Here is an 11,407-nt window from a genome sequence, read left to right as displayed (position 1 = left end):
ATTGCGGGAGCAGAAAATGGATTTGACTCCACGAGAGATCGAAAAGCTCTACATCTACCAGGTCGCGGAGATCGCGCGGCGACGCCGTGACCGCGGCACGAAGCTCAACGCCAGCGAGGCGACCGCACTCATCTGCGAGGCGATCCTGGAAGGGGCCCGCGACGGCCGTTCCGTCGCAGAAGTCATGGAACTGGGCAAGACCATCGTTTCCGAGAAGGACTGCATGAGCGGGGTTCGCGAATTGCTGCCGCTGCTGCAGGTCGAGGCGACGTTCATCGACGGCAGCAAACTGGTGTCCTGCCACGACCCGATCGGGAGCTGATGGTGGACGGCGGCGGGGCAGACGCCACGACCGTACTGGTCGCGGGCCACGAGAGCGCCGGCGGCGCGGACGTGCGGTTCCTCGCACAGGCTCGTCCCGGCTGGTTCGTCACCCCGATCGGCCGACCACTCCACAATCTCGTGGCGCGCCTCCTGAAATCCGGCGACGGCCCGATCACGGTCGTGCCCATGACCCTCGGCCGCAACCCCACGCTGGTCGCCGACACGGCCAAGACCGTCCAGTGGCTGGCTGCGGGAGCGCCCGGGCGTCTCGCTCTGGCGGAGCCGTTCGGTAACGCCGACCATCTCACGGCATGGCTGCGCTCGGCGGCTACCGCAATTCGCCGCAGCTCGCCCGATGCTGCGATGGTGGTCCAGGCCCCCGCGTCCGACCCTTTCGACGAAGCGGAACTGCACCGCATCGCGCATCTGGTGCGCACCCACGGCGCCGGCAACGTCGTGGAAGTCGCCACGACACGGACCGAGGACGACCTTGCCGAGGTTCTACGACGGCTCCGTCGCCTCGATCACCCGCACACCGTCGTCGTTCCCGCAGGGTTTCGCCGCGAGGACCCCATCCCCCCGGACGACGGACGCTTTTCCGGATCCAGGTTCTACGGACCGTTGATGAGCGAGCAGGCGATGTTCCGCATCGTCGACATGCGAGCGCACACCGCCTTGCACGAGCTGTCCCACGGCCGCACCGGAGTCGAGGCCGGACTGATGGCGGATCACGGACACGGTTACGCACATTCGCACGCATTCGACGCCTCCACCGGCAGCACACACGGACACGGACACGGACACGGACACGGAGGTGAAGATCCCGGTACCGAACGCAGTCACCGGCACCCCGCTACTGCCTCTTCACACTGAGCAGGACACCGACGTCGGCTCGACCCCCACCGCGCCGCTCGCCGAGGAAGGAACCGTCATGGTAGCCAAGCCCACATATCACCACAGGGAAGACGACATCGAGATCAACGCGGGGCGTCGCAGTGTGACACTGCAGGTCAGCAACACCGGAGATCGCGCCATCCAGATCGGGTCGCACTTCCACTTCTTCGAGGTCAACAAGGCGCTGCTGTTCGACCGCGAACTCGCCTACGGCATGCACCTGGACCTCCCTTCGGGCCTGAGCGTGCGCGTCGAAGCGGGTGACACACGCGAGGTGACCCTCGTGGCGTATGCCGGCAATCGCCACGTCATCGGCTTCAACAATCTCGTCGACGGCGGTTTGGACTCCGAGGGCACGAAGATTCGTGCGATGGCACTCATGAAGGAACTCGAGTACCAGGACGGCACACCGAAGGCGCGAGAGAGCGCGAGCACTTCGAAGAAGAAGAAAGGCGCGAAGTAATGGCGATCATCTCACGTAAGCAATACACCGACCTTTTCGGCCCCACGACCGGCGACCGCGTTCACCTGGCCGACACCAACCTGATCATCGAGATCGAAAAGGACTTCAACGAGGGCAATTACGGCGACGAAATCGTCTACGGTGGCGGCAAGACCGCACGCGACGGGATGGGGGCCGACCCCCAGGGAACCGACGCCCAGGGCGTGCTGGACCTTGTGATCACGAACGCGATCATCCTCGACCCGATACTCGGCGTTCTCAAAGGCGACATCGGGGTTCGGGACGGAAAGATCGCGGGGATCGGAAAATCCGGCAACCCACATCTTCAGCACGGGGTGGATCCCCGGCTGGTCGTCGGTCCGGGTACCGAGCTACTCGCAGGTGAGCACTGCATCGCGACGCCCGGCGGATTCGATTCCCACGTGCACTACATCTCACCGCAACAGGGAGTGACCGCACTGGCGAACGGCATCACCACGCTCTTCGGTGGCGGTACCGGACCTACCGACGGGACCAACGGTGTCACCACCACTCCCGGCGTCTGGAACCTCCACCGCATGCTGGAATCCGCCGAAGCGATGCCCGTCAACATGGGTTTCCTCGGGAAGGGGAACGGGTCGCTCCCGGAGGCTCTGTGCGAGCAGATCGAGGCCGGCGCAGCAGGTTTGAAGGTCCACGAGGATTACGGGGCCACACCCGCCGCGATCAGCAACGCACTCGACGTCGCCGACCGCTACGACGTCCAGATCTCGGTGCACACCGACACCCTCAACGAGTCGGGCTTCGTCGAGAACACGCTGGACGCGATCGACGGCCGGACGATCCACACCTTCCACAGTGAAGGCGCCGGTGGAGGACACGCACCGGATCTCATCAAGGTCGCGGGTCATCCGAACGTGTTGCCGTCCTCCACGAATCCCACGCTTCCCTACACCGCGAACTCGGTGGACGAACTGCTGGACATGGTGATGGTCTGTCACCACCTGTCACACGACATTCCGGAGGATGTCGCATTCGCGGACTCCCGCGTCCGGGCCGAGACCATCTCCGCCGAAACCGTGTTCCACGACGAAGGCATCATCTCGATGGTGTCGTCCGACTCCCAAGCCATGGGCCGCATCGGCGAGTCGTTCATGCGCGCATTCCAGATCGCCCACCACTGCAAGGACAAGCGCGGCAAACTTCCGGAGGACGCGGAAGACAACGACAATTTCCGCGTATTGCGCTATCTGGCGAAGGTGACCATCAATCCCGCTATCACACAGGGGATCTCGGAGTACATCGGGTCACTGGAGGAAGGAAAGATCGCCGACATCGTGCTGTGGCCGACGACCTCCTTCGCGGCCAAGCCGAAGGTTGTCGTCAAAGGCGGCCTGATCAACTGGGGTCTCATGGGTGAACCTAACGCATCGCTCCCCACCCCCCAACCGGTGTACTACCGGCCCATGTTCGGTGCGCAGGGCAGGGCATTGCAGTCCACGCGCGCGACCTTCATGTCGAAGGCCTCCATCGACCTCGGCGTGCCCGAGAAATTGGGACTGGAAAGCCGGATACTGCCGGTGAAGCGGTGCCGCAATATCGGAAAGCAGCACATGGTGCGCAACAATGCGACCCCGGCCATCGAAGTCGATCCGGAGACCTACGACGTCACCTACGACGGACAGGTCGCCGCGATCGATCCTGCGCAATCGCTCCCACTCACCCAGAAGTTCTTCCTGGCGTGAAGGAGACGACGTGACGTCGGACATCCGTCAGTTGCTGACGAGTCTGCAGTTCGCGGACTCGGCGTTCCCGAGCGGCTTCTACACCATGTCGCACGGACTCGAGGGTTACAGTCAGGCTCGCCTTGTCGAGCCCGACGACGTGCAGGACCTGTTGAGTTCCCTGCTCGTCCACTCTGTCGGGCCCGGGGACGCGACTGCTCTCGCCGCTGCTCACCGTGCGGCGGGAGCAGGCGACTGGGATCTCGTCGCGGAGGTCGACGATCGTCTGTTCGCCTCCAAACTGAACGCCGAGATGCGGCGGGCTTCGACGCGAAGCGGCCATCAACTCGCCGACCTCGCCGGCGTGGTGCTCGGTAGCGACGCCTTGGCGGAGTACCGGCAACGGCTCGAGGCACGCGCCACGCCGGGGTGCCAGCCTGTGGTGTCGGCGTTGATCTACTCGGCAACCGGCGTCGATACACGGATCGCGGTCGCCGCCGATCTCTCCGCCTTCGCAGTGAGTTTCGTGGGCGCTGCGTTGCGCCTGCGGTTGACCGATCATCGGACCTCGCAAGTGATTCTGCACGCGCTCGGCCCGGTGATCGAACAGGTGGCGAACGCTGCCGTCGAACGTGATCTCCACGATCTCGGCGGGTTCGCGCCCATGGCCGACATCATGTCGGCCCAGCACGAGAAGGCAGAAGCCCGCCTGTTCGCCAGTTGACCGGCCGGCGCACAACCGGCCACCTGTTTCGCCACACTTCGAGGGGAATGAGCCCACATGGCTGACAATGTTCTGAGAATCGGTGTCGGGGGCCCGGTAGGCTCCGGCAAGACCGCGCTGACCGAGGCGCTCGTTCCGTTGCTCATCGCGGCAGGGCGCACCCCCGGTGTCATCACCAACGACATCTACACCCAGGAGGACGCCCACCACGTGCGGCGAGTCCTCGACGGCATCCTCGACCCCGAACGCGTGGTCGGCGTCGAGACCGGCGCGTGCCCACACACCGCGGTACGCGACGACCCCACGATGAATCTCGCCGCAGGTGAAGAACTTCTGCACCGATTCCCCGAGGTCGACACCCTGATCTACGAATCGGGTGGCGACAATCTGACGCTCACGTTCTCACCCGCACTGGCGGACGTCTTCATCTTCGTCCTCGATACGGCCGAGGGAGAGAAGATGCCGCGCAAACGGGGCCCGGGCATCACCGACAGCGACATCCTGGTCATCAACAAGATCGATATCGCCCAGTACGTACGGACCGACCTCGGCGTGATGGAGAGCGACGCCAACCGGGTCCGAGGTGGTAGTCCGGTAGTCCTCACGAATTCTCTCACCGGGGAGGGACTCGACGAGTTGCTCGACCAGATCCTGTCACTGTGGAACGACACGCGAACGGAACTCGTCTGATGACAGCCGGCCTCCCGGCGGCGTCGGCACACATCGGTCCCGACCCGGGCGAGCCCACGGATCTCGCGGAGGTGAGCACACTACCCGTGCACCCACGACATCCGGGCGGCTACCGGCTGCAACCCGACTATTTCGAACCCGCGCGAGTCCCGAACGAAGTTCTCCGACACACCAGTCCCCACGGGACTCTTCCCGTGGGGAGTCCCGGCAAAGTGGGGGTTCTCCAGCTCGGCTTCGAACGCAATCCTGCCCGCAACCGGACCGAGCTCGTGCATCACTACCAGAAGTCACCGCTGCAGATCATGCGCCCGCTGTACTTCGATCCGCTCCGCCCCGACGTTCCGTACACCTATGTGATGTCCTCGGGCGGTGGCGTTCTGCAAGCAGATCGGTTACGCACCGACCTCACATTCGGGGCCGGTACCTCGGCCCACGTGACGACCCAGGCCCAGACCAGGGTGTACCGGATGGACAACGACTACGCGTCGTCCGTCACCCATATCACGGCCGGATCCGATGCCTACGTCGAGTACCTTCCCGACGCCGTCATTCCGTTCGCCGGATCGCGGTTATACCAGCACACCTCGGTAACGCTCGACGAATCGGCGTCCCTGCTGCTCGCGGAAACCGTGTACGCCGGCCGACTTGCCCGCAACGAACGGCATCGATACGACGTGTACGCATCCGACCTCGAAGTCCGTCGCCCCGACGGGCGGCTTGTCGCGCTCGACCGGGTTCGCCTCCGCCCCGGTGGCACGAACGATCGGCCGGCAGCAGAGGAACTCGGGGTGCTGGCGGAGCACGACATTCTGGCGATGCTGTACGTGTTCACTCCCCGGGTTCGCGCCGCCGACCTCACCGATCTGCTCCACGATGCCTTGTCCACCACATTCGACGACGGGCTGTTCGGCATCAGCGCACTGCCGAACGACGCAGGGGTCTGGATGCGACTGTTGGCGAACGATCCGGTGTCGGTGGCCCGCGCGAATCATGCAGCGGCAGCGGCCGCGCACGAGATGCTCACCGGGACGGCCGCACCGGCGATCCGCAAGACCTGAGAACGGACCGACGGAGCCACTACGAGCGCACAGAGGGGGCAGGACATGACCACCGGAACTGCGGAGTCCCACCGGTCGATGGGATCGCCTCGCTCCTGGCTCGTCGGTTTCGGCCACGGTCCGTCGCAGATCTACTTCCAGGCGAACATCTACACGACCCTGCTCATCATGGCGGCCTTCGTGGTCGCCAGTTGGCAGATGGCAGTACTCGTGGCGATCGGCTGTGTGGCACAGACCCTCACCGGGTGGGTCATCCGGACGAAAGCGGCCGACCTGATCTTCGGGATGCAGGGTTTCTCCGGTGCTCTCGTCGGTGCGGCAACCTTCGCGACCCTCGGCAGCCAGTGGTTCTCGTACCCCATCGCGCTGGTCGGTGGGGCGCTCGCCGCCCCGGTCACCTGGTTGGTCGACGAACTGTTCACCAAGACGCCCCTGAAGACCTACGCACTGCCGTCGACGACAGCACCGTTCTGCATCGTCGCGACCATCATCCATTTCGTCTTCGAGCGTTGGTGGGTCGAGTCGTCGCAGATGACGATCGACTCGACCGTGGTCGCCTTCTTCCGATCGTTGCTGACCAATGTCTCCGAAGTCGTCCTGGTCGACAACGTCTGGGCCGGCGCACTCATCCTCATCGGTCTCTTCGTCGCGAACTGGAAGGTCGGCCTGGCCGGTCTTCTCGGAAGTGTCGTCGGTACCCTGTGCGCCCTCGCACTGGGTGAGAGTCTCACCGATACGGGCAACGGCCTGAGCGGGTATTCCGGTGTGCTCACAGCGATCGCGCTCTCGGTGACCTTCTTGAAGGAGAGCGTGATCTCCTGGGTCCTTGCGCTGCTCGGCACCATCGTCACGGCGGTGGTCACCCTGGTGATGCACGACCTCGACGTTCCCACCTACACGTGGCCCTACATCCTCACGACGTGGGTGTTCCTGGTCATCGCGCACTACATTCCTGCTGCCGAACGTCCCTGACGGGTGTCCGCGACTGCATCACACCGTCTCGGGCGGCCGCGGTGCGATGGCTCGGGTCGACATTTCGGCGGTGCCACGGTTCAGCGGCAGGTCGCACGGGCCCTCGCGTGGTGGATCGGACTCAGATCGAGGTACCGATCCACAACCCGAGTCCTGCCGCTGCCAGAGCGAGCACCAGCATCACCACACCGCTGATGAACGATTGTCCGTAGCGGCGTTCCTTGATGAGCTGCACCGTCTCGTAACTCGCCGTACTGAATGTGGTGTATCCGCCGAGGAATCCGGTCCCGATGACATAGCTCGTGTCGGTGGAGACGAGATGTTCGACCGTGAGGCCGGTGAGGAAGCCGAGGACGAGCGATCCCGACACGTTGATGATGGTCGTCGCCCACGCGAACCTCGTCGTCATGTGCGCACGGACGAAGCCGTCGACGATGAACCGCACAACCGCCCCGACACCACCCGCGATACTCAGCATGATGAAGATGAGCGGCGTCACGTCGTCATCCCTCCTCCGGCGGGCGGCGCCATCCTCGCATTGACGCTACTGGCAAGCGCGATTCCGGCCCAGGTGGCACACGCACCGACGATGACCGTTCCCAGGGCGTACACCACCCCCTGCCAGATGTATCCGTCCCGGAAGAGCACCGCGGTGTCGGTCGCGAGGGAACTGTAGGTGGTGAAACCACCGCAGTATCCCGTTCCGAGGAGAAGTTTCAGATTTTTCCCGGTGGGCTTCGCACTGTCGAGCCGGGTGACGGCTTCGTACAGATAGCCGAGAAGAAACGCGCCGACGACGTTGACGATCGCGATCACGATGGGGACTTCGCCCAGCTTCGGGATGACGAGCGACAGACCTTCACGGCTACCGGCCCCGAACAGGCCTCCGATCGCCACGAGCCCGATCGAGGCCCACCGGAGATAAGCCGGCCGGCCGCTGCTCATGCCCGTGCCTCGACATGTCGATCGCGGGAGGACTTCGTCCGAAGGTCCATCCTCTCAGGCTATCCGAGCGTCGCCGGGGAACCCTGCATTTCGTTCACTTCCGAGGGTGCCGCCGAGAAATCCCCGGCCTGCCTCACCGACGGGCAAGTACGTCGAACCGGTCGATGTCCTCCCGACGGCACACATGGCTCCCCGCTGTCAGCAGCGCAGCCGTACCGCACGCGATTCCGAGCGCCAAGGCATCGTGCAGCGACCGTTCCTTCAGCAGCCCGACGACGAGTCCGGCCACCATACTGTCGCCGGCACCCACCGCACTGCGCACGTCGACTTCGAGTGCGGGCACCTCCACCGCGTCGTCCGCGGTGACCATGACGGCTCCCTCGGCGCCGAGGGACACCACCACGATCTCCGCGACACCGCGCTCGACCAGTTCACGTGATGCCGCGATCCTCTCCTCCGTCGTGGGAAGGTCGCGCCCCACCCATTCGCTCAGCTCACCGAGCGACGGCTTGACGAGGAACACCCCCGACGCGATGCTCGTGAGCGCGTCACCGGACGAGTCGAGCACGAACCGCGCCCCCGAGGCGTGGGCGATCTCCGCCACCCGATTGACGAAGGCGCCGGGGACACCGGGCGGAAAACTGCCGCTGGCCACCACGTACTTCGCGTCCTGCGCAACCTCGGTCAGCACTTCGAGACATCGTTCCTGCTCGCCGCAGCTCACATCCGGGCCCGGCGTCACGAATCGATATTCGGCCCCGGTCGTGCGATCGATCGCGGTGAAGCACTCGCGGGTGTCGTCGGCGATGGGGACGACGTACGCGTCGACACGGTCGTCGTCGAGCAGGCCGCTCATCTGCCGACCGCGTGCCCCGCCCGCAGGGAAGACCGCGCCGGCCGAGGCGCCGAGCACCCGCGCGACCTTCGCCACGTTGATGCCCCCACCCCCCGCGTCGTAGAAGGGCTCGTCACATCGAAGCTTGCGGGTGGGAACGACTTCGTCGGCGAAGGTCGTGACGTCGAGTGCCGGATTCATGGTCAGCGTGACGATATCGGGCATACCGAAACCCTAGCCGGTGCGGGGCGTTCGGCCCGAGCCGTACCGGGCGCAGTTGCCTCCTCCTACACTCGACGGACGCATTTCCCTCCGGGAGGTGCGTCCTCAGTCCGAGGGTTTACGCAGAGCCGCCATGAACATCGCGTCGGTACCGTGCCGATGGGGCCACAACTGGACCCCCGGGCCATCTCCCACCCGCGGCACGCCGGGAACGAGTTCGCGTGTGTCGAGTTGCTCGACACCGTGCCGGCGCACCGCATCCGACACCACCGCCACCGTCTCCGAGACGTGCGGTGAACACGTCGAATAGAGCACCACTCCCCCGGGACGCAGAAGCGCGATCGCCGACGCGAGCAATTCCTTCTGCAGACGCACGAGTTCCGCGACGTCCGCGGGCCGGCGCCGCCACCTCGCCTCCGGGCGCCTCCGCAACGCACCGAGCCCGGTGCACGGAGCGTCGACGAGAATCCGGTCGTATCCGGGTTCCAGGCCGGGATCCCGCCCGTCGGCGACATGCACCGTCACAGGTAGTTCGCGCGCCGTCTTGCGGATCAGCTCCGCACGGTGTTCGACTGGCTCGACGGCATCGACCGTATGACCGTCGATGGCGGCGAGAGCTCCGAGCAGAGCAGCCTTCCCACCCGGACCCGCACACAGATCGAGCCAGCGGCCCCGATCCTTGCCGTCGAGCGGAGCGAGGGTCAGAGCGCGGGCGACGAGCTGACTTCCCTCGTCCTGGACCGCGGCCATCCCGTCGCGGACCGGCTCGAGACGACCGGGATCCCCGTGCTCGAGGTGCACGGCGTAGGGCGACCACGGACCGATCTCGCCGCCGGTGACGAGGGCGAGTTCCTCTGCGGTGATCACACCGGGGCGGGCCACGAGATGGACGATCGGGCGAGCGTCGTCCGCGGCGAGAACATCCGCCAGTTCCGACGCATCCGGGCCGAGCGCGTGAGCGAAGGCCTGTGCGATCCATAGCGGGTGCGCATAGCGGAAGGCCAAATGGCCCACCGGGTCACGTTCCGCGTCGGGGGCGAGCAGCTCGATCCACTCGTCTTCCGACCTCTCCCCCACTCTGCGCAGCACTGCGTTCACGAAACCTGCCCTACCCGAACCGAATTCGGATCGAACCAGATCCACGCTCGTCGCCACCGCGGCATGCGGTGCGACCCGCGTGCGCAGCAACTGGTAGGCGCCGAGACGCAGTACGTCCAGCAAGGCACCGTCGATCTCGTCGACGGGACGGTTCGCGGCCTCCGCGATCACCGCATCGAGCAGTCCCTGCGCCCGCGCCGCACCGTAGGTCAGTTCGGTGGCCAGTGCGGCATCGCGCGCATCGAGGCGGCGTTCCCGAAGCAGTCCCGGGAGAACGAGATTCGCGTATGCGTCCCGCTCGCGCACGGCGCGCAGCACGTCCCGCGCGGCGACGCGTGCCGGATCGACCTCCGACCGGGACGGCCGGGGGGTGTGCTTCGGTGCCGAGTCACGGCCCGGACGGCCACCGCCCGTGCGGCCCGCAGGATTGCGCCCTGCCGCTTTGCGTCCCGGGCGGTGGGGTTTACCGGAATCGGTCATCGTGCACGCACCTTCGAGTCGAGGCGGGCGCCACGCGCCCAATCCGTCGCTGTCATCGCCTTCTTCCCGGGCGGCTGGACCGTCCCGAGCCGGACCGCAGTGGTACCCGTACCGACGAGCACACCGTCCTTGCGGACATCGAGCTCGCCGGGTTCGAGAGACGTCTCGCTCACCGTCACCGGGCCGATCTTCACCCGCAGGTCGCCGATCATCGTCCACGCTCCGGGCGCCGGGGTGACCGCCCGGATGCGCCGGTCGACGACGTGCGCGGGCAGCGTCCACTGCACTCTGGCCGCCTCGACGGTGACCTTCGGGGCGTGGGAGACACCGTCCGCCGGCTGAGGAGCCGGGGTGAGGATGCCGTCCTCGAGCCCGTCGAGGGTGGATTCGAGGAGGGTCGCTCCTGTCTGGGCGAGACGGTCGAGCAGGTCGCCGGCGGTGTCCGTGGGACGGATCGTCTCGGTCACCACCCCGTAGACGGGCCCCGTGTCGAGTCCGGCCTCGAGCCGGAAGGTACTCGCACCCGTGATCTCGTCACCCGCGGCGATCGCCGCCTGCACCGGCGCCGCGCCCCGCCAGGCGGGCAGGAGGGAGAAGTGCAGGTTCACCCATCCGTGCGGGGGGATGTCGAGGACCGTCTGCGGGATGAGCGCGCCGTAGGCCACCACGGGGCAGCAGTCGGGTGCGAGCTCGGTCAGGCGCGCGACGAACTCGGGGTCGCGGGGCGACCGGGGTGTGAGCACCTCGATACCGTGCTCGTCCGCGACCGCACCGACCTCGGAACGCACGACCTTCCGGCCGCGCCCGGCGGTCGCGTCGGGGCGGGTGACGACGGCGACGACCTCGTGGCGCGACGACTCGATGAGCCGGAGCAGCGACGGAACGGCGGGTTCCGGCGTGCCCGCGAAGACCACGCGCATCTCAGGACACCACCGGGGAGGGAAGGTGCTGCGCGGTGCAAGGGATCTGCGGGAAGGTCACGAATACTGCTCCAGTTCT

13 protein-coding genes are annotated in these 11,407 nt (G+C 66.1%); 8 read left to right on the top strand and 5 right to left on the bottom strand.

From position 1 onward, the window contains the following. Positions 1–16 precede the first annotated feature (16 nt). From MOM01_RS06155 to MOM01_RS06120, 8 genes are all read left to right on the top strand, one after another. Positions 17–322: an urease subunit gamma gene (locus MOM01_RS06155; RefSeq protein ID WP_241384493.1), complete on the top strand. Its 306-nt coding sequence runs from the start codon at positions 17–19 to the stop codon at positions 320–322. Beyond that, positions 322–1,197, top strand: coding sequence for a sirohydrochlorin chelatase (locus tag MOM01_RS06150; RefSeq protein WP_241384492.1), 876 nt, complete (start codon positions 322–324; stop codon positions 1,195–1,197). Before MOM01_RS06155 ends, MOM01_RS06150 begins: the two co-directional genes overlap by 1 nt. Positions 1,198–1,255: 58 nt before the next feature. Then, positions 1,256–1,681: an urease subunit beta gene (gene ureB, locus MOM01_RS06145; protein WP_241384491.1), complete on the top strand. Its 426-nt coding sequence runs from the start codon at positions 1,256–1,258 to the stop codon at positions 1,679–1,681. Further along, positions 1,681–3,405, top strand: a complete 1,725-nt coding sequence (ureC, locus tag MOM01_RS06140; protein WP_241384490.1) for an urease subunit alpha — start codon at positions 1,681–1,683, stop codon at positions 3,403–3,405. The genes ureB and ureC overlap by 1 nt, the downstream gene beginning before the upstream one ends. Positions 3,406–3,415: 10 nt before the next feature. Further along, positions 3,416–4,108: an urease accessory protein UreF gene (locus tag MOM01_RS06135; RefSeq protein ID WP_241384489.1), complete on the top strand. Its 693-nt coding sequence runs from the start codon at positions 3,416–3,418 to the stop codon at positions 4,106–4,108. Positions 4,109–4,165: 57 nt separating this feature from the next. Continuing rightward, positions 4,166–4,798 carry an urease accessory protein UreG gene (ureG, locus tag MOM01_RS06130; RefSeq protein ID WP_241384488.1) on the top strand — a complete coding sequence of 211 codons (633 nt, stop codon included), beginning with the start codon at positions 4,166–4,168 and terminating at the stop codon, positions 4,796–4,798. Positions 4,799–5,010: 212 nt separating this feature from the next. Further along, a complete protein-coding gene (locus MOM01_RS06125) occupies positions 5,011–5,856 on the top strand; it encodes an urease accessory protein UreD (RefSeq protein ID WP_241384487.1) in 846 nt (281 codons plus the stop codon). A 45-nt stretch (positions 5,857–5,901) separates the two neighbouring features. Beyond that, entirely contained in the window at positions 5,902–6,828 is a 927-nt protein-coding gene (locus MOM01_RS06120) for an urea transporter (protein ID WP_241384486.1), read from the top strand. A 121-nt stretch (positions 6,829–6,949) separates the two neighbouring features. On the opposite strand, the gene crcB is transcribed toward MOM01_RS06120, so the two are convergent. The 5 genes from crcB to fmt form a co-directional block, all read right to left on the bottom strand. Next, positions 6,950–7,327, bottom strand: coding sequence for a fluoride efflux transporter CrcB (gene crcB, locus MOM01_RS06115; protein ID WP_241384485.1), 378 nt, complete (start codon positions 7,325–7,327; stop codon positions 6,950–6,952). Then, positions 7,324–7,773, bottom strand: a complete 450-nt coding sequence (locus tag MOM01_RS06110) for a fluoride efflux transporter FluC (RefSeq protein WP_241384484.1) — start codon at positions 7,771–7,773, stop codon at positions 7,324–7,326. Before MOM01_RS06110 ends, crcB begins: the two co-directional genes overlap by 4 nt. Before the next feature lie 133 nt (positions 7,774–7,906). Further along, the gene (locus MOM01_RS06105) at positions 7,907–8,833 is read right to left on the bottom strand and encodes a 1-phosphofructokinase family hexose kinase (protein WP_241384483.1); all 927 of its coding nucleotides are present in this window, start codon (positions 8,831–8,833) and stop codon (positions 7,907–7,909) included. A gap of 102 nt (positions 8,834–8,935) precedes the next feature. Next, positions 8,936–10,408 carry an RsmB/NOP family class I SAM-dependent RNA methyltransferase gene (locus MOM01_RS06100; protein ID WP_241384482.1) on the bottom strand — a complete coding sequence of 491 codons (1,473 nt, stop codon included), beginning with the start codon at positions 10,406–10,408 and terminating at the stop codon, positions 8,936–8,938. Next, entirely contained in the window at positions 10,405–11,328 is a 924-nt protein-coding gene (fmt, locus tag MOM01_RS06095) for a methionyl-tRNA formyltransferase (protein WP_241384481.1), read from the bottom strand. Before fmt ends, MOM01_RS06100 begins: the two co-directional genes overlap by 4 nt. Positions 11,329–11,407 lie beyond the last annotated feature (79 nt).

It is taken from the genome of Rhodococcus sp. CH91, assembly GCF_022554085.1.
In the GTDB taxonomy this organism is placed as follows: Bacteria; Actinomycetota; Actinomycetes; order Mycobacteriales; family Mycobacteriaceae; genus Rhodococcus.
Note: the sequence above shows the minus strand (reverse complement) of the source record. Positions and strands in the feature narration are given on the sequence as shown.

Coding starts and splice junctions, on each gene's coding strand:
- MOM01_RS06155 (WP_241384493.1), top strand. CDS start 17: ATGGATTTGACTCCACGAGAGATCGAAAAGCTCTACATCTACCAGGTC.
- MOM01_RS06150 (WP_241384492.1), top strand. CDS start 322: ATGGTGGACGGCGGCGGGGCAGACGCCACGACCGTACTGGTCGCGGGC.
- ureB (WP_241384491.1), top strand. CDS start 1,256: ATGGTAGCCAAGCCCACATATCACCACAGGGAAGACGACATCGAGATC.
- ureC (WP_241384490.1), top strand. CDS start 1,681: ATGGCGATCATCTCACGTAAGCAATACACCGACCTTTTCGGCCCCACG.
- ureG (WP_241384488.1), top strand. CDS start 4,166: ATGGCTGACAATGTTCTGAGAATCGGTGTCGGGGGCCCGGTAGGCTCC.
- MOM01_RS06120 (WP_241384486.1), top strand. CDS start 5,902: ATGACCACCGGAACTGCGGAGTCCCACCGGTCGATGGGATCGCCTCGC.
- MOM01_RS06110 (WP_241384484.1), bottom strand. CDS start 7,773: ATGAGCAGCGGCCGGCCGGCTTATCTCCGGTGGGCCTCGATCGGGCTC.
- MOM01_RS06105 (WP_241384483.1), bottom strand. CDS start 8,833: ATGCCCGATATCGTCACGCTGACCATGAATCCGGCACTCGACGTCACG.
- MOM01_RS06100 (WP_241384482.1), bottom strand. CDS start 10,408: ATGACCGATTCCGGTAAACCCCACCGCCCGGGACGCAAAGCGGCAGGG.
- fmt (WP_241384481.1), bottom strand. CDS start 11,328: ATGCGCGTGGTCTTCGCGGGCACGCCGGAACCCGCCGTTCCGTCGCTG.